Raw genomic sequence first — 19006 nt, 5'->3', positions numbered from 1 at the left:
ACCCTCCTCCCTTTCGACAGCACGCCTTATGGGCGCATGCCGCGAAAGAGCTAGCCTTTCAGCTCTGCGGGATCACCCACGGGCACAAACCAAATGCGCCGGAACTCGCCGGTTTAACCGATTGATCGGGTTAAAAGCCCGCGCCAAATTGGAAGTATACAGCGGCGGGCCGCTGTCGCATGAGGGCGCAAAATCAAGCAAAATGAAAACATCTACACGAATCAATCACACATACATACTTTTGAAATAACTGCGATAGCAGAACAACAGTAAACCATCCGGAACCAAAGAAACGGAAACAGCCCATTGCCATAACGGTAATTGGCGAATCCGAGCTCGTGCCTGCACGCCTATTCAGAGCATAGCGATAAGCGATGATCTGGAACCCAAGCTGACTGCGCCATGCACATGCGAAACGCCCTTCAACAAGAAAACGTCACCGTCTGACCGAAGGAAGACCAAGCTATGGCCATTTTCACTGGGACCCCTGAGAACGACACGCTGACCGGTGGCGCGGACGCCGACACCCTTGAGGGTGGGGCGGGCAACGACGTCCTGAACGGCGGCGAAGGCGACGACATCCTCAATGGCGGCCCCGGTGCCGACGCGCTGAACGGCGAAAAGGGGTTCGACGCCGCGAGCTACGAAACCGCCACCGCGGGCCTCGTGCTCGACCTCCGCAACCCCGCCAACAGCACCGGCGAGGCTGCGGGCGACACCTACACCAGCATCGAACGCTGGATCGGGACCAACTACGCCGACCAGATGATCGCCAACGACGACGGTGTCTGGTTCTGGGGGCACGACGGTGACGACGTGCAGTTCGGCGGCGCCGGCAACGACACGCTGGAGAGCGGAAACGGCAACGACACCATCCACGGCGGCGGCGGCAATGACCAGCTCTATGGACGCGCCGACCAGGACGTCCTGATGGGCGACGATGGGGACGACCTGCTCGTCGGCGGCGGCGGCGAAGACTCCATGGACGGCGGAGCCGGCAACGACACCCTGGTCGGCGACTGGAGTGCCGACACGATGATCGGTGGCGCCGGCGACGACGTCTTCTACGCGGGCGAACACGGCACCTTCAGCGACGCTGACATCATCAGCGGCGGCGACGGCGACGACACCTACGTGATCGCGACCCAGTCCGACGCCGGCATCGTGTCCTTCGATGGCGGAGCCGGCACCGACACGCTGTACATCAGCTCCGACGACATCACCGATCCGGAAGGCAAGGTCACCATCGCGACGCCGCAGATCGACCTGTCCGCCATGACGCTGACCAGCGTCGAGAGGGTGGCCCTGACCGGCAGCGCCCGCCACACGCTGACGATGACCGCGGACCAGGCGAACGGCTTCACCGGCGCGATCGACGGCGCCATGGTGGGCGACGCCTTCAACATCGTCGGCGCGGCGATGAGCGGCCGGGTCACCGCCGGCACCGGCACGCAGCTCACCGCCGGGCAGGTCCAGGCGGAGACGGTGAACGGCGTCACGCTGCTGCACATCGGCTTGGACGCCACGGCCGGCGGCGACGTCACGCTGCGTCTGGCCGGCAGCTTCGCGGCCAGCCAGTTCCAGGTGAACGGCACCACCATCACGCTGACCGCACCGAGCACCATGGCGCCGCCCGCGAACGGTCAGGACATGAATGGCGACGGCACGGCCGACATCGTGCTGCACAACGCCCAAACGGGTCAGTTGGACCTCTGGGCCATGTCGAACGGCACCGCGACTCCCCAGCAGATCACGACCGTCGACCCGGCGTCCGGCTGGGTGGCCAAGGGGTCGGGCGACTTCAACGGCGACGGCAAGACCGATCTGCTGTGGCAGAACACCACGTCGGGCGATGTCGGCATCTGGACGATGGACGGCGCCACGGTGATGGGCACCGCCGTCGCCGGCGGCGGCTTCGACCCGAACTGGTCGCTGGTGGGCACCGGCGACTTCAACGGCGATGGCAAGGCCGACATCCTGTGGCACAACAGCCAGACCAACCAAATCGGCATGTGGGAAATGGACGGCGCCACGCTGACGAACGCCACCGTCATCGGGGCCATTCCGGCGGATTGGAAGGCCATGGGCGTCGCCGACTTCACCGGCGACGGCAAGGCCGACATCCTGTGGCGCAACAGCCAGACCAGCGAGATGGGGCTGTGGCAGATGGATGGCGGCACGCTGGTGCAGGCCGGCCAGACGTCGCTGCAGGCCGGAGTCGATTGGCAGAACGCCGGCGTGGGCGACCTGGACGGCGACGGCAAGGCCGACCTGATCCTGCGCAACGACACCACCGACCAGATCGACATCTGGACGATGGACGGCTTTACCGCCCATGAGGTCCTCGTCGTGGACGGCGTCACCAAGGACTGGGCCATCGAAGGCGTGGGCGACTACAACGGCGACGGCCGCAGCGACATCCTGTGGCAGAACGCCGACGGCACGTTGGCCACCTGGAACTCGGTCAACCAGGGCGGCGCCATCGGCATGGATCCTCAGGTCCTGGGCAACGCCAACGGGATGAATCCCATCCACATGGGCGGCGTGCTCGGCAACGCCGGCTGAGCGCGGGCGGCAGCCGCCAACGGGGGCCGCCTCTGTGAGACGAAAAGGCGTCGGACGGGCAACCGTCCGACGCCGGTCGCCGTCACGCGGACAGCGTCCGAAAACGCCACCGCCCCGCCAGCCGAGAGCGGGCGCAACGCTTCATCTATCGGGTTCCACGCTCGCTGATTTCAGGTGTTTTTCGGAAGGGGCTTCTTGGCGGGCTGCGGCACCCCACCGTTTTTCGCGGCGGCCGGAGCCGGGGATGGGGCTGCGGACTGGGTCGACGTCGATCCCGAGCTTGGGGCCGCCTTCGCCAAGGAACGGGCGGCCGCCGCGGGCGCCTCGATCATGGAAATCTGTGCCACCCCTCCCTGCGTGCCCGCCCTCGACGGAAAGGCCAACGGCAGAAGCAGCGCCCCGAAAACAATGGCCGCCATCGCGGTCTTCGTGGCCTCCCACGCGTAGACCCTCAGGTGGGAACGGGGGGACAGGGCGGGGGCATCGGCCTCCGGCGGGACAACGGGCATCGGGGCTGCGGTCGTGGACGTGGTCGTGGACATGGCGGGCGCTCGGATTGGGGGGACGCCGGGATAGCCGAACCGGCAGCGCAAGCCTCGTGCCACGGCCGTCCACCGCAGCTATTCGTTCAAAAATTTACTCAAAATCAAAGCAATGTTGGGGGCCGTGCTTCGGTTCCCACCTTCGCGGCGTGAGAGCCCGGCAAATTCATCCTATCACCCGGCGCTTTTTGCCCGGCTGCCGGTCATATTCTGCCTTGCCGAGTAGGGTTTTTCGGAACATGGGCGGGCATCGCCCCACCGCGGCCATGCGGGCGGCGCCGCGGCGGCGAAGCGTTAACCCCGCCCGGACCGCCGTTGCGCCCCAATCCGCTGCAACGCCTGCAACCGCTGGCGATAGCGCTGTCCGATGTGGGCGGGATCGGCCCAGCGCTCCATGAAGCGGCGGCCCTTCTCGGCGATGTGGGAGCGGTAGGCAGCGTCGCCCGCGACGCGGCGCATGGCCTCCACCGCAGCGTTATGGTCGGGGTCAGCCCACCGCATGCCCTCACCATAGGGATACTCGCCGGCCTTCACCGACACGAACCGCACCGCCACCTGCGCCGCGGTGTCGGGGGTGCAAAAATCGGTGTTGCCCGACCAAGCGGTGGCGACCACCGGCTTGCCCAACAGCATCGCTTCGGCCAGCGTGCGCCCATAGCCTTCACTGCGGTGCAGCGACACCACGGCGTCGCAGACGGAGCACAAGCCCAGCACCGCATCGCGGGCAAGCACCGTGTTGACCACGCCGATGCGCGGATCGTCTTCGATCATTCGGGCGAGCGCCTGCCAATGCGCGTCGTCGGCCGCCCCCATGGTCTTCAGCACCAGCGAGACCGGCGCGGCCGGATCGGGGAAGGCGGCCTGGAAGGCCGCCACCACCGCGGCCGGGTTCTTGCGCGCCGGGTAGGAGTTCCAGTCGAAGGTGTAGAGGAAGAGGAAGCGGTCCTCCGGCAAGGCAAAGTCGGACCGTCGGTAGGAGCGCGCCAGCCGCGCCTCCACCGCCATCGGCATGTGCAGGACCGGCACCGGCGCCTTCAGCGCCAGAGTGTCCTGCGTGTAGCGGCTGGAGGACCACAGCTCGTCCACCAGCTCGAAGGCGGCGGTCCAGGGCTCGGGCCACTCCGGCAGCTCCCACGGCCAGTACCCGATGTTCAGCCGGTCCTGGAACAACGCCGGACCATGCTCCAGCAGCAGCCCTGCGGTGTCGAAGCCGGTCAGGCAGAAGACGTTCACCGGATGGGGCAGATCCCGGCGGACCAGCCCGTCCAGCGTGCGGTCGGCCGACCGGTGGTTGGAGACGCGGACCGGCACGTCGAAGACGCTGAAGGGAATATCGGCGGCGGCGCAGGCGCGCGCCATCATCCGCACGTCCTCGCCGATCCCCAGCTCGCCGTGGGCGAAGCCGATGAGATTGACGCCGAAGGGCTCCCGCGGGGCCGCCGCGGGCAGCGAGGTGGGGGTTGGTGCGCGCGGGGTACGGGCGCGCCGGACACGGTCGTGGGCAAGCTTCCCCTCGGCGTGCAGCGCCGCGGCGTTCGCCTCGTACCAGCGGTGCAGGCGCAGCCGCTCCGCCGCGTCGGCAACGTTGAAATGGCGGCGCAGGTCGGGTTCCGCCTCCCACAGGGCGAGCAGAAGCCCGTCCAGCGGCTCGAACCCCGCGGCGATGCCGCCGCCGGGGGTGGTGAGCGCCGCCCATTGGGCATCCGAGAGGTAGCCGGCGAGGTCGTGCTCGACGATTCCTTCCAGGATGAACCAGCGCACGAAGGCCAGGCGCCCCTCGCGCCGGTCCAGCGGAAAACGCTCCTGAAGGTCGGGGCGCCACCGCCAGGTCTCCACCATCAGGCGGGTGACGGGAAAGCCCGCGTCCTGTGGGAAGCCGGCGTCGGCCCCGGTCAGCCAGGCGCGGTGTTCCGCCGGCAGCGGATCACCCAGCTGCGGGTATTCCGCCCGGCCGTAGAGCGCCCACCACACGATGAACAGACGCCGCGCGTCAGGGTCGGACGGGGAAAGGCCCTGCCGCACGTCGGAACGCAACAGCCATACGAAGCGAAGCGGACTTCCGTCGATCTCCGGAAGCGCGTTCTCGGCGAAAGCCGCGTCCTGGGGCAGGGCCATGGGCTGCTCAGACCCGGCCGTAGGTGTCGTCGAAGCGGACGATGTCGTCTTCGCCGAGGTAGGAACCGGACTGCACCTCGATCAGGTTCAGCGGAACCTTGCCGGGGTTCTCCAGCCGGTGCGCCGTGCCGAGCGGCAGGTAGACGGACTCGTTCTCGCGCAGCAGGATCTTTTCCTCACCACGGGTGACCAGCGCCGTGCCGTTCACCACGACCCAGTGCTCGGCGCGGTGATAGTGCATCTGCAGCGACAGCTGCGCGCCCGGCTTGACGGTCAGACGCTTGACCTGGAAGCGGTCGCCCGTGTGCAGCGACTGGTAGAAGCCCCAAGGACGGTAGACGCGACGGTGCTGCAGCGGCTCGCTGCGGCCTTCCTTCTTCAGCCGCTCGACCAGCGGCTTGATGTCCTGCGCCTTGTCCTTGGCGGCGACCAGGATGGCGTCCTCGGTGGCGACCACGACCGTATCGGTCATGCCGAGCAGGGCGACCAGCGCGCCGTCCTCGCTGCGGGCGTAGCAACCCTGGCTCTCCCAGGCGATGGCGTCGCCCTGGCAGACGTTGCCGGCCTCGTCCTTCGTGCCAATCTCCCACAGGGCCGACCAGGCGCCGACGTCGGTCCAGCCGATGGAGCAGGGCACAACCGCCGCCCGCTCGGTCTTCTCCATCACCGCGTAGTCGATGGAGATCGAGGGCGACGCGGCGAAGGCGTCGGAGTCCAGACGGATGAAGTCGATGTCGGCCTTGCTGGCGGCGAGCGCCGCCCGGCAGGCGGCCAGCACCGCCGGCTCATGGCGCTCCAGCTCGGCGAGATAGGCGCCGGCCGGCAGCACGAACATGCCGCTGTTCCAGAAGTGGTCACCCCCGGCGAGGTAGGATTCGGCCGCCGCGCGCGCCGGCTTCTCGACAAAGGCCGCGACGGTGTGGGCGCCGTCATGACCGGGAATCGCCTTCCCGCAGCGGATGTAGCCGTAACCGGTCTCCGGCGCCGTCGGCACGATGCCGAAGGTCGTCAGGTAGCCGGCCGCCGCCACCCGCGCCGCGGAGTCGACCGCCGCCAGGAAGGCCGGCTCGTCGCGGATCACATGATCGGCCGGCAGCAGCAGCAGCAGCCCCTCGGGGTCCTCCTCGGCAACGAGCAGCGCTGCCAGGGCCGCCGCCGCCGCGGTGTTGCGCCCGAACGGCTCCAGCACGATGCGGGGATCGGCGATGCCGATCTGACGCAGCTGCTCGGCGATGACGAACCGATGCTCCTGATTGCAGATCACCAGCGGCTTGGCGAAGCGGTCGGCCCCGGCGACCCGGCGCGCGGTGTCCTGCAGCATCGACTGTTCCGAACACAGCGGCAGGAGTTGCTTGGGATGCTGCTCGCGCGACATCGGCCACAACCGGACCCCGGACCCCCCGGACAGAAGGACGGGGTGGATGCGCGGCGCTGCAACAGGATTGGTCATGACGGTTCCCTGCACATCAACAGGAGGTGGGCGAGGTTGCGGGCTTCGGCGGGCCGGAACGGCTGCAAAACCCTGCGGAGGTGTGTAGTGCAACGGGGCGGCGGCCTGTCACGTGACCGGCCGGCCGCGCCGTTGCGCCTCAGCCTGTTCGCCGTTCGGCTCAGGCGCGGCCGGTCTCCCGAATCCGCTTCAGGTCGCTCTCGACCATCTCGCGAACCAGATCCGGGAACGTCGTGCGGTGATGCCAGCCGAGCTTCTCGCGCGCCTTGGTCGGGTCGCCGAGCAGCAGGTCCACCTCGGTCGGGCGGAAGTAGCGGGGATCGACCTCGACCAGGACCGTACCGGTGCGGCTGTCGATGCCCTTCTCGTTCACGCCTTCGCCTTCCCAGACGATGGAACGGCCGACATGCTCGAAGGCCAGCTGGACGAACTCGCGCACCTCATGGGTCTCGCCGGTCGCCAGCACATAGTCATCGGCCTGGTCCTGCTGCAGGATGCGCCACATGCCCTCGACGTAGTCGCGGGCGTGGCCCCAGTCGCGCTTGGCGTCCAGGTTGCCGAGATAGAGCTTCGACTGCTGGCCGGTCTCGATGGCGGCGACGGCGCGGGTGATCTTGCGCGTCACGAAGGTCTCGCCACGGGTCGGGCCCTCGTGATTGAACAGGATGCCGTTGGAGGCGTGCATCCCATAGGCCTCGCGGTAGTTCACCGTGATCCAATAGGCGTAGAGCTTGGCCGCGGCGTAGGGGCTGCGCGGGTAGAAGGGCGTGGTCTCCTTCTGCGGAGTCTCCTGCACCTTGCCGTACAGCTCGGAGGTCGACGCCTGGTAGAAGCGGGTCTTCTTCTCCAGCCCCAGGATGCGGATCGCCTCCAGAAGGCGCAGCGTGCCGAGCCCGTCGGAGTTGGCGGTGTATTCCGGGGTCTCGAAGCTGACCTGGACGTGGCTCTGCGCAGCGAGGTTGTAAATCTCGTCCGGCTGAACCTCCTGAACGATGCGGATCAGGTTCGTGGCATCCGTCAGATCACCATAGTGCATCTTGAAGCGCACATCGGCTTCGTGGATGTCACGGTAAAGGTGCTCGATGCGCTCGGTGTTGAAGGACGACGAGCGCCGCTTGATGCCATGGACTGTGTAGCCCTTTGAAAGAAGAAGCTCCGCCAGATAGGCCCCGTCCTGCCCCGTGACACCGGTGATCAAGGCAACTTTTGTCAAGACATGCTCCATTTACTGGCCGGCCATCCGGCAGATCCTTGAACAGAAACCCATCCGTGAGGATGGTGGAAAGAGGCAATCGGTTCGGTCACCATGATGGTTCACGCGAACGCGGTCTTGCGGAAATAAGCGATCGTACGTTCCAGGCCGTCCCGCAGCGGGACGCGCGGCTCCCAATCGAGCAGCGTCCTGGCCTTCGCGATGTCGGGCCGGCGCTGCTTGGGATCGTCCTGCGGCAGCGGCTTGTGCTCGATCCTGGACCGCGAGCCGGTCATCGCTATGACCAGTTCGGCCAGTTCCAGGATGGTGAACTCGCCGGGATTGCCGATGTTGAGCGGACCCGTGTGCTCGGGCGCCGTGTCCATGAAGCGGACCATGGCGTCGATCAGATCGTCGACGTAGCAGAAGGAACGCGTCTGCGATCCGTCGCCGTAGAGGGTGATGGGTTCCCCCTTCAGGGCCTGGACGATGAAGTTGGACACCACACGCCCGTCGTTGGGGTGCATGCGCGGCCCGTAGGTGTTGAAGATGCGCACGACCTTGATCGGCAGGTTGAACTGCCGGTTGTAATCGAAGAACAACGTCTCGGCGCAGCGCTTGCCCTCGTCGTAGCAGGCGCGCGGCCCGATCGGGTTGACGTTGCCCCAATATTCCTCCGGCTGCGGATGGACGGAGGGATCGCCGTACACCTCCGACGTGGACGCCTGCAGGATGGTCGCGCCGGTGCGCTTGGCCAAGCCCAGCATATTGATGGCGCCGTGCACGCTCGTTTTCGTCGTTTGTACCGGGTCGAACTGGTAATGGACGGGAGATGCCGGGCAAGCGAGATTGAAGATGGCGTCTGTTTCCACGTACAGCGGAAAAGTGACGTCGTGGCGCAACATCTCGAACTGGGGGTGCCCCATCAAATGCGCAACATTGCGACGTGCGCCGGTGAAATAGTTGTCGACGCACAGAACCTCGTCGCCACGGTCGATCAGGCGCTCGCACAGGTGAGACCCGAGGAATCCGGCACCGCCCGTCACCAGCACACGGCGGCTGTCGCTGCGAAGCTTGACCATAAACCTTCCTTCCCCGGTACGGCGCCGCCAAACGCCGGGCATTTGACTGAGGGACTTATCAGGACGACGCCCGGCATGCAATCATCGAGAATGCCCAGCGTTGTCCAACCACCCGCCTTACTCTTCCGCTTTGCCTCGCCGCAATGCGGGAATCCGTTCTAGAAGCACCAGCAATCGCTTGATGTCCACATAGAATGATACCGCGTTCCCGGCGCGGCCGTTGTGCGGCGCAACCAGCTCGGTGTGGCTGTAGTAATCGTGCCCCATCAGCCCGCACAAGTGGTAAAAGCAGGAATTGAGATAGTGGCTTCCCAAAATCTCCACCACCGTGGTGCCCGGCACACAGAAGCCGACGTTGACGAGGCCCGCACCATGACTGCCGACAACCACCGCGGCCTCGCGGAAGCAGCGCGCTTGCGCCTCGACGCTCATCGCACCCGGCACGACCAGTTCAAAGCCAAGGGGGGCCAACGCCTCGGCCAGAGCCGCCTCGTTGACGATTCGGGGGCGGTCGCTGTCGCGCCGGCTGACGAACAGGCGCCGGCGGGCGGACGGGTGTTGCGGCAGCCCCTCGCTTAGCCGGGCGAACAGGCTGCGGACGGTGGCATCGGGGAAGATGGCCGTTCCCCCGAGGTGGGAAGGCACGATCAGCCGCTCGCAGCGCACCAGCCCCTGCCCGGGCCCGTCCTCGCTCCATGAGCCGGGCAGGGCGGCGGGGATGGCCGCTTCCGGCGGCAGGCCCAGCAGCCGGCGCAGCGCATCCCCCTGCCAGCCGTTCAGCGGCGGCAGAAGCAGCGGCGGCAGCCGGCCGAAAGCCTGCGCGCCGGCCTGGACACCCGCAAGGACGTCCATCAGCCAGTGGAAGTAGTTCCGGTTCATGGCGCTCGACGCCAGCAGGACCGGCCCCGGCAACGTCGGAAGACCGGCGGCGCCGTCGCGCTCCAGCCGCTCCAGGTCCGACCGGAGGCGCCCGCCGTCCGACAGATAGCGGGCGTCCTGCCACACCCCCTTGCCCGGCACATAGACCGCGCCCGTTGCCGGCCGCACGACCACGTCCGCCAGAACGGACAGATAGGCCGGGTGGGTGACATATTCAGCATGCCCGAACCCGGCCGCGCCCGTCGCCTCGCGCGGCGGTGCGTGGACCATGCGCCGGCGCGGCGCGGTGACGAGGATGGCGGGGGCGGCGGCGCCCATGCTTTCGGGATCGGGCGTGCCCTCCAGCAGGCGGATGGGCAGATCCTGGGCGCGGCAGACCGCGTGGGCGGTCGCGGGTCCGTCCGTTTCGCCGGTTGCGGGCGCCCCGAAGGACCGGAAGGTGGCGGGCAGGCCGTAATGGACGGCCGCTCCGTCCTTCTCGAAAGCAAAGATCAGGTCAACCCGATGCGCCCGGCCGTCGCACAAGACGACCGGCATGCGATAGGAGAACCCGAAGCAGCAGCGGCCACCGTACCGATCGCCGATCGCCGGCAGGAACTCGTCGGCCAGGATCGAGGCACGGTGTTCCAGGTCGACGACGATCTGGCACCAGACCGGAGCCTCCGGCCCGGCGCTGCTCAGCACCCAACCGGCGAACCCGCCGTCGTCGTAGTCGACATGCACCTCAATCGTCATGGCGACTGCCCTCGGCGAAGGTCCAGGGAGAAAAGCGGCCCGCGGTGGGGAACGAGGCGATTACCATGGCCGCAGGCACATACGGTCGCCGGCCGCCATACGGCGCAGCCCATCCGCCACCTGTGCGAGCGGCCCGGTCCAGTCACGCGGAACGGTTTGCCGAAACAGCCGCATGCTGGGGTACCAGGGGCTGCGGTCCATGCCGGTCAGCCATCGCCAGTCGGACGGCTCGCGCAGCAGGGTCCAGACCGGGAGGCCCAGGGCGCCGGCCAGATGGGCGACCGCGGTGTCGACCGCCACCAGAAGATCGAGCGCCGTCAGGGCCGCCGCCGTGTCGGCGAAATCGCCCAGTTCCGGCGCGAGATCCACGACGGAGCCGCCAAGCGCCAGCCCCAGGGCCGCCGCGTCGCCGGGGCGCGGCTCCTTCTGCAGGCTGAACAGGCGCACACCCGGAATCGCCAGCAGCGGGGCCAGGTGACCGGCGGGCAGGGAGCGCAGCCGGTCGGCCTCGTAGCGGGGGTTGCCCGCCCACACCAGCCCGACCTTGACGCCGCCGCCCAGCCGCGCCCGCCAAGCCGCCACCGCTGCGGGGTCGGCGGACAGATAGGGAAAGATGCCCGGGATGGTTTCCAGCCGGGTGTCGAACCGATGCGGCAGACTCATCAGTGGGCAGCAGAGGTCGGCCTCCGGCATCGGCTCGTCGGTCGCGGACACGGCGGCGACGCCGGGCAACCGCTCGAACAGGCGCAGGAGCGGTCGCGGCACGCGCAGCCGCACCGTCGCGCCGCGTTGCGCGACCAGGGGGGCGTAGCGGGAGAACTGGATCATGTCCCCCAGCCCCTGCTCGCCGTAGAGCAGGATGGTGCGTCCGTCCAGCGGCCCGCCGCTCCAACAGGGCATCGGCGGGGCCGCTTCCGTCGCAGCGAACGCCACGCGCCGCCACCGCCATTCGTAGGCCGTCCAGCCCTCCGCCAAGGCCCCGGTCTGCAGCAGGGACAGCGACAGATTCCACCAGGCGTCCGCATGCTCCGGATCAACGGCGACAGCCCGCCGAAACGCCCGGATCGCCTCTTCCGGCCGGCCCTGGCTCTGCCGCGCCGAGCCCAGGTTGGACAGGGCGGCGGTGTGGGACGGATCGAGGGCGAGCGCCACGCGCAACGCCGCCTCCGCCACCGCCGCCCGGTCGGAGGCGAGCAGGGCGGAGGCCTGGTTGGACCGGTTCCCGACATGCTCCGGCGCCAGGACGATGGCGCGGGCCAGGACGGCCGCCGCCGCCGTCACCCGCCGCTCGCCGAGCAGGGCCGAGCCGAGGTTACCCCAGCCATCGGCGAGATCCGGCGCCAGCACCACCGCGCGGCGCAGCGCCGGCACGGCTTCCGCCGGCCGCCGCAGTTCCGTCAGCTGTGCGCCCAGATTGCACAGGGCTTCGGCGTGGGCCCGGTCGAGCCGCAACGCCCGGCGGGCGGCGATGACGGCCTCCTCGTGCCGACCCTGGGCGCCAAGCATGACGCACAGGTTGGAGAGCGCCTCGGGGAAAGCCGGGCGCAGGGCGAGCGCGCAACGCACCGCGGCGACGGCCGATGCCGTCATCCCAGCCTCCTGCCGCGCCGTGGCGAGGGTCGACCACGTCTCGGCGGACTTCGGGGCGGCCGCCGCGGCCCGCCGCAGGATGCGCAAGGCCTCCGGGCCGCCTCCGCAAGCCCGCAGGACACCGCCCAGCATAAGCAGACTGTCCGCCGAGGCCGGGGCAAGCGCGGCCGCGTTCCGGAACGCGGCCACGGCGACGTCCGGCCGAGCACCCGTTCCGCCGGCATGGTGGGCGAGGCCGAGATGGAACCACGCCAGGGGGGAACCGGGCAGAAGCCGCACGGCGGCGGACAGCGCACGCCGCCCCCTGTTCGGATGAGCGGCGTCCCGCAGCAGGATCCCGAGGTTGAGCCAAGCCTCTCCGCAATCCGGCTGCCGGACGAGGGCGCCACGCCACGCCGCTTCGGCCCGCCCCGCATGGCCGAGCGCTCTCAGAACGACACCGAGGTTGGACCATGGTTCGGCGTCACCCGGCAGCAGCGCCGCGGCGCCGGCGAGCGCACGCGCGGCCTCCGCCGGGCGGCCGGCCCCCTGCAGCGCCACGCCAAGCGCAGCCCAGGCCGTCCCGGCGGGCGGTGTCAGCGCAACGGCGGCGCGCAGAGCCTCCACCGCCTCCGCCGGCCGTCCGAGGCGGTGAAGCGCCATGCCGAGGTTGAGGCGGGCCTCCGCCATCCCCGGCGCCTGCAAGGCCACGGTGCGGAAGGCGTCGGCCGCTCCGGCCGCATCCCCCCCGGCCATCAGCGCCGCGCCGAGGTTCAGCCGGAAGGCGGCGTCCGGCCGCAGGGCGAGCGCCTGTTCCAGAAAAGCGCGGGCGCGCGTCAAGTCCCGGCGCTGATAGGCGATCAGGCCGAGCAGATGAAGGATGTCGGGATCGGCCGCTCCAGCTGCGAGAACGGCATGGCCGATCCGTTCCGCCTCGTCCAGGCGTCCCTCCCGGAAGGCCGCCGCGGCATCGGCCGAAGACACGGCATCCGTCAGACCGGCGGCCCGACCGGCAGGGTGGCTCATGCGCCCTTCCCCCCGCTGGACAGGGACGCACCGGCCCCAATGCCGGTCGGACGGCAACGCCGAGCCAGGGCACCCATCAAGCCGTTGATGAGGCGGCCGACAATCAGGCGGGCGGCAACGCCGCGGAAGGCCCGCCCGCGCCGGCCGGTCCGCAGGAAGGCGGCCAGAAGGCGCAGGGTGGGGCGGGGGCCGGGCAGGAAGGTGGCGACCGCCCGTCGGCCGGCGCCGTCCAGTTCCGTCCGCCGGCGCAGCGTCTCGGCGAAGGCGACGCGGCAGACCAGTTCGGCCTCCGGCATGTCAACCAGCAGGCCCAGCGGCCGGGCAAGCCACCGCCGGACCGCGGCCGACTGGCCGGCCAAGGACACGACCGGCACGAGCAGCAGGGCGGACAGCGCCTTGACGGCCAGCCGCAGTCCGGGGCGCCGCTGGTATCCCAGGCTGTTGGCCTCGTGCTGGACATAGTCGCCCATCGGCTGCGGCCGATAGACAATGGTCCCCGACGCCGCGGCGCAACAGGCGAGCCAATGATCGTGATAAGCGGTCCGGCCCAGCGCCGGAAAGGGCAGCGCCAACCGGAGAAGCGACGCCCGGAACAGGCAGGCGCAGCCGGTGACGGCGTTGGCCATGAGGAGCGCGTCGAGGCTGTCGCAGCGGCTGTCCAGGCCGGGCCAGAAGGTCGCGGACAGCAACCGGCCGGCGCGGTCGACGACCCGCATGTTGGCGAAGGCCAGCACGGCCCCGACCTCGTCCAACGCGGCCATCAGGCTGGCGACCTTGTCCGGCGCCCAGCGGTCGTCCTGGTCGGCCAAGGCGACGAAGGCGGCCTCCGGAGGAACACGGGCCAGTGCCCGCTCGAAATTGCGGTAGAAGCCCAGGTTCGCGTCGTTGCGCCGCACGCGGAAGCGGTCGTCGCCTGCGGTCGCGTCCAGGATGACACGCCAATGGGCATCGTCCGACCCATCGTCCTCGACCAGACAGATCCAGTGGCCGTGGGTCTGGGCGCGGATGGACGCGACCTGCGCCTGGAACAGAACCGGGTCGGGGTTGTATGTGGCCATCGCGATGGCCACCAGAGGCGGGGTGCCCTGCGGAGACGGAACAGGGATGGGGGCGGCCGCCGCATCCAGGCGCACGCGTCCGGCTGGCCACTCCTCCAACGTGCCGTCCGTCCATTCCACCCTCAGAACGGGCAGCAGCTCGCCGCCGGACGCGCTCGGGGGCAGTGCGGCCAGCCCCCAGAACCCGCTGGCCGGATTCGCCGGTTCCCAGCCCTGCCGGCGCTGCGCGGCATCGGCGTCGAGACGCACCGTGCCGAGTTCGGCGGCAGCGAAGCGCGTTCCGGCGACCACGACCTCGACCGCGCGCAGCCGCGCTCCCGGACGGCACGCCCAACCCGAGAAGGCCCAGACCAAGTCCTGGCGTCCCGACATGCGGGGAGGCAGGCCGGGATCGAGATGAATGAGGGAGGAGGGCATCACACCGCGTCGGGACAACGGCAGGGCATCGGCGGCAAGTGCCGGGTGGAAGGGCTTCGGGATCACGGAATGTCGCATGGACCGGTCCGGTCCCTCCGTCTGCCGCCATGGTCCCGCAAGACCTCCGCGCAGGCGGTTAACACATGCACCGTTGCGCTGCCAAGCCCGTTCGTCTCCCGGGGGCCGCGGTCCAAGGATCCGGCCGGCCGGTGGCGGCGTGCGGACCGCGCCACCACGGCGCCCAAGCCCTGTGGCGTCAGCGCGGTTGCTTGAGCAACGGGTATTCTGCTATTGCGGATTCCGTTTTTCTCTCCACCCGCTCCCCCCACATCCCATGGCCGCCTCCAGGATGCTCATCGACCGGGATTTTCGCGGCACAATCGGGACTCCTCGTCCCGCCCGTGCGGATTCTGGATCGCCGGCCGCTTTGAAACGGCGCCTGGCCGCGCACCGCCGGCTTCCAGTCTGACGAGACACCAATGGATTTTCTTGCCCTTGTTTCCCGGCTGCGCGGCCTCGCTGCGTGGATGACCAAACGTTTCCGCGTGGCCATCGCCTATGCCGCCTACGCCCTCAGCTTTGTGAGAGGCGAGAGCTATGTGCGCGAACGCTGGGAGGGGCGGGAGTCGCTCGCCGGAGCAAAACGGGTCGCGGTGTTCGTGCATTATGACTATCACGGCATCGTCCACGACTTCGTCCTCCATTATCTGCGCCAGCTCGCCGACAGCGGCTTCTCCATCATCCTGGTCAGCAACGCGCCCAAGCTGCAGGCGCCCCACGTCGCGCAGTTGCAGGAGTGCTGCGCGCTCGTGCTGCGCCGCGCCAACGTCGGCTACGACTTCGGAGCCTACAAGGAAGGGATCGCCGCGATCCCGGACCTGGCCGCGCTCGACACGCTCCTGCTGGCCAACGACAGCGTCTACGGCCCGCTGCACCACATCGCTGGCGTCCTGGACCAGATGGACCCGGAAAGCGCCGAGGTCTGGGGCGCCTCGGACAGCTGGGAAATCCATTTCCATCTGCAAAGCTATTTCCTGGTCTTCCACAAGGCGGCCCTCCGCGCGCCCGCCTTCACCGCCTTCTGGAAGAAGCTCCGCTACGTCCAATCCAAGACCTGGATCATCATGAAGTACGAGGTGGGCCTGACGCGCGCGATGCGCCGGGCCGGCCTGCGCTGCCGCGCCGCCTTCCCCTACCGTCAGGCGGCGGCCGCGCTGATCGAGGCGGTGGTCGAGCGCAACGTCCTGGCCGACGGCATCGACCCCGTCCGCAAGACATTCATTCAGCAAGTGTTCCGCACCATCAATGCCGGAGCGCCGTTGAACGCCACGCACTTCTTCTGGGACTACATGATCGCCCAGATGAACTTTCCGTTCCTGAAGCGCGAGCTTCTGCAGAAGAACCCCGCGCGCATCCCGTTGCTCACCTACTGGGAACGGGTGGTGAAGCAGTCGACCGATTACGACACCGATCTCATCCTGCGTCACCTGGAACTGTCGCTGAAGAACCGCAGCGTCTGATCCAGCCTCACGGCGGCGGAACGGGCCCGACGAGGGCCGGCCCGCGTCCGCAGCCGCATCAGATCACACCCAGCCGCTGCCAGACCGGCAGCCGGCGCGGCAGGCTCGCCGACAGGATGCCGATCAGACGGTCGTGCATCGCCTGCGGAGTGGTCAGGGTGGTGCCGTCCTCCGCGAACACTTGGCGGCCGTGCGCCTGCAGCAGGCCAACCGCGGCGTCGGCCAGCATCCCGATGTTCGCCGGAACACCCGACAGCAGGCCGGTGTGGGCGAGCCGGTCCATGGTGTCGGCCAGGATGGCCGTGCCGATGGCCGGAGCGATCTGGATGCGCTGCTCCTCCTCGGTGAGCATCCGCCGCGCCAGGGCCTGATTGAGCGCCCGCGCCGTCTCCCGGCTGGCGTCCCCCTGGGCGCCGACCGGGTGGGCCTGATGGGCGGACACCAGCAGCGACACGAACTGCGACAACGCCGCGGGGGCTTGGCCGTTCAAGGCCGGGATGGCCGCCAGTTCGGCGAAGCTGGGGGTTCCAGCGGACAGCGCGTCCAGGATCGGTTCGCCCATGGCCGGGTCGTGGCGCAGTTCGCCCAGCGGAACCGGCAGGGCGAGCGACGCTTCGTCGCGCGGCACGGTCAGGGTGAAGCGCTGCCGGTTGAGGTGGTTCCATTGAGAGCGCGCGTCGAGCGGCTCCGGCCCGCGCACGAAAATGTCCCGGCGGAACGGCTGGTTCATGGCCAGTTCGCGCACGCCGTGGGCGAGCAGCGGGTCGGTGATCTCGGCGAGCAGCGTCCGCAAGGTCGCCGGCAGCGCCAGCTCGTCGTTGTTGAAGGGGATGGTCGCCGACCCGACGAAGCCCAGCTTCGCCCGGCTCATGTCGCGGGCGACACGGGCGTGGTTCAGCGGCTCCCAGTGCGTGTTGATGTATTCGTGCGCCAGATAGCGCCGGTCCTGCTGGGCCATGGTCGCCAAATGCTGCCCCGCCATCGGGTTGGCCTGGAAATAGGCGGCCCCGGCCTCCTTCAGGCGGTTCAGAAAGGCCAGCATTCCGTCCATCTGCCGGTCGCTGCGACCGGGATGGGCCGTCGCATAATCCAGCATCAGGCTCTGCAGAGGCAGCAGCGGCGCCCAGCCCGACTGCGTGTTGTAGCTGACATAGACGAGGCCGCCCGGCTTCAGCGCACGGCCGAGGAAATCGACGATGGCGCGTCGGTTCTCCGCACTGATCCAGCTGTAGACACCGTGCAGCACGACGATGTCGAAGGGCTCCTCCGCCCGGTCGTCGCGCCGGGCCAGCTCCTGGAAGCTGTCCTCGCGGAACGTCACGTTGCCGATCCCCGCCTCCGCGGCGAGGCGGCGGGCGGCGGCGATGTGGGCCGGGTTGAAGTCGATCCCGACGAACTCCGACCGCGCGTGGGTCGCGGCCATGACCGTGAGCGTGAGCCCCTGCCCACAGCCCAGCTCGCAATAGCGGAAGGGGGCGTCGGTGTCGGGCGCCCGGAAGCCGGCCAGCTGACACACATAGGCCAGATAGCCCGGCGCCAGATCGCGGTAGAAACTGTTCGTGTACGCGATATCGGCGTTGTAGCCTTCGGACCAATGGCTCATGGTTGCGGTGTCCTTCCGGCGATCAGGTCATCGATGAGAGCGAGGTGGCGGGGCAGCGTGACCGTCGCGAGGTCGTAGGTCTCGACCGCCGTCCGCCGCGCCTGGTCGCGCAGGGCCTGCATCCGGTCGGGATGGTCGAACGCCTCGTCGATGCGGCCGGCCAGGGCGGCGGTGTCGAAGAAATCGACCAGCAGACCGTTCTCCCGGTCCTTCAGCACTTCCTGCACGGGCGCCGTCGCCGAACCGATCAGCAGGCAACCGGCGGCCATCGCCTCCAGGAACGACCAGGACAGGACGAAGGGGTAGGTCAGGTAGACGTGCGCCGAGGAAACCTGGAGAACGCTGACGAAGATCGAATAGGGAACCCGCCCCAGGAAATGGACGCGGCTCATGTCCAGCGACCGTCCCACCTCGCCCAGCATGATCTGACGGAAGGTCCTGCCGTCCGGGGCCGCCGGGCCATAGCTGACCTCGTCGCCGCCGACGATCAGGACATGCGCCTTGGGCCGGCGCCGCAGGATCTCCGGCAACGCCCGCATGAAAATGTGGAACCCCCGGTAGGGCTCCAGGTTGCGGGCGACGTAGGTGATGACCTCGTCGCGCGCCGACAAGACGATGTTCTTGTCGTCGAGCCGTATCCACGCCTGCGGGTCGGGCCGGACCGCGGTCGTGTCGATCCCCTCGTGGATGACGCTGATGCGGGGGCGTGCGACCTCCGGGTACAGCGACCATTGCCAGCGGGTCGGCGTTTGCCCCCAGTCGGCGGCGTCCAGCCCCAACAGATTGACGAGGTTCTTGGCACGCACGCGCGGCGCGTCGTTCAGCGTCACCGGCGAGGCCGGGTCGAAGGTGACGTCAGCCCCCTGGAAACGATAGAAGAACTCGAAATAGGCGAGCAGCGGGACGTCGGGCCAGACGTCCTTGAGGAAGAGGGTTTCGCCCCAGCCATTGTGCCCGATCATGATGTCCGGACGGAAGCCATCGCGCTTCAGCCGCAGGCAGAGTTCGTACACGCTCTGACCGAAGATCACAGCTTGTTCGGCTTCGCGGACGTAATGGTGGGTCGAGGGATGCGGCGCCCGGTAGGGCAGGTAATCGATCCGCTCCACCCCGTCGAGGCGGTTTTGGTTTTCGTGCGACAGGAAGACGACACGGTTGCCCGGCTGAGCCGCCAGATGCTTCACGATGTGCTGGTACTGGCCCGGAAAGCTTTGGTGCACGAAAAGGTAATTCATGGCCTGACGCTGGGTTGC

11 protein-coding genes are annotated in these 19006 nt (G+C 68.7%); 2 read left to right on the top strand and 9 right to left on the bottom strand.

Annotated features, from left to right (window positions below):
- Positions 1-465 precede the first annotated feature (465 nt).
- On the top strand, positions 466-2565 hold the full coding sequence (locus ACFPMG_RS04710) for an FG-GAP-like repeat-containing protein (protein ID WP_376994047.1): 2100 nt from the start codon (positions 466-468) through the stop codon (positions 2563-2565).
- An 836-nt stretch (positions 2566-3401) separates the two neighbouring features.
- Here ACFPMG_RS04710 and ACFPMG_RS04705 read toward each other — a convergent pair.
- From ACFPMG_RS04705 to ACFPMG_RS04675, 7 genes are all read right to left on the bottom strand, one after another.
- Positions 3402-5222: a glycosyltransferase gene (locus ACFPMG_RS04705; RefSeq protein ID WP_376994046.1), complete on the bottom strand. Its 1821-nt coding sequence runs from the start codon at positions 5220-5222 to the stop codon at positions 3402-3404.
- Between the two features lie 7 nt (positions 5223-5229).
- A complete protein-coding gene (locus ACFPMG_RS04700) occupies positions 5230-6672 on the bottom strand; it encodes a mannose-1-phosphate guanylyltransferase/mannose-6-phosphate isomerase (protein ID WP_376994045.1) in 1443 nt (480 codons plus the stop codon).
- A 160-nt stretch (positions 6673-6832) separates the two neighbouring features.
- On the bottom strand, positions 6833-7897 hold the full coding sequence (gene gmd, locus ACFPMG_RS04695; protein ID WP_376994044.1) for a GDP-mannose 4,6-dehydratase: 1065 nt from the start codon (positions 7895-7897) through the stop codon (positions 6833-6835).
- 89 nt (positions 7898-7986) lie between these two features.
- Entirely contained in the window at positions 7987-8946 is a 960-nt protein-coding gene (locus ACFPMG_RS04690; protein ID WP_376994042.1) for a UDP-glucuronic acid decarboxylase family protein, read from the bottom strand.
- Positions 8947-9063: 117 nt separating this feature from the next.
- Positions 9064-10560 (bottom strand): glycosyltransferase family 61 protein, encoded by a 1497-nt coding sequence (locus ACFPMG_RS04685; RefSeq protein WP_376994041.1) that lies wholly within the window; start codon positions 10558-10560, stop codon positions 9064-9066.
- A gap of 60 nt (positions 10561-10620) precedes the next feature.
- Entirely contained in the window at positions 10621-13155 is a 2535-nt protein-coding gene (locus ACFPMG_RS04680) for a tetratricopeptide repeat protein (RefSeq protein WP_376994040.1), read from the bottom strand.
- Entirely contained in the window at positions 13152-14708 is a 1557-nt protein-coding gene (locus tag ACFPMG_RS04675; RefSeq protein WP_376994039.1) for a glycosyltransferase, read from the bottom strand. The genes ACFPMG_RS04680 and ACFPMG_RS04675 overlap by 4 nt, the downstream gene beginning before the upstream one ends.
- Before the next feature lie 401 nt (positions 14709-15109).
- On the opposite strand from ACFPMG_RS04675, the gene ACFPMG_RS04670 reads away from it, so the two are divergent.
- A complete protein-coding gene (locus tag ACFPMG_RS04670; protein WP_376994038.1) occupies positions 15110-16150 on the top strand; it encodes a rhamnan synthesis F family protein in 1041 nt (346 codons plus the stop codon).
- Positions 16151-16208: 58 nt separating this feature from the next.
- Here ACFPMG_RS04670 and ACFPMG_RS04665 read toward each other — a convergent pair whose 3' ends face one another.
- A complete protein-coding gene (locus ACFPMG_RS04665; RefSeq protein ID WP_376994037.1) occupies positions 16209-17753 on the bottom strand; it encodes a class I SAM-dependent methyltransferase in 1545 nt (514 codons plus the stop codon).
- Positions 17750-18988, bottom strand: a complete 1239-nt coding sequence (locus ACFPMG_RS04660) for a glycosyltransferase family 4 protein (protein ID WP_376994036.1) — start codon at positions 18986-18988, stop codon at positions 17750-17752. The genes ACFPMG_RS04665 and ACFPMG_RS04660 overlap by 4 nt, the downstream gene beginning before the upstream one ends.
- Between the last annotated feature and the right edge of the window lie 18 nt (positions 18989-19006).

The organism is Azospirillum himalayense (genome assembly GCF_042657465.1).
In the GTDB taxonomy this organism is placed as follows: domain Bacteria; phylum Pseudomonadota; class Alphaproteobacteria; order Azospirillales; family Azospirillaceae; genus Azospirillum; species Azospirillum himalayense.
The sequence above is the reverse complement of the archived record's forward strand: the minus strand, read 5'-3'. Positions and strand labels throughout refer to the sequence as shown.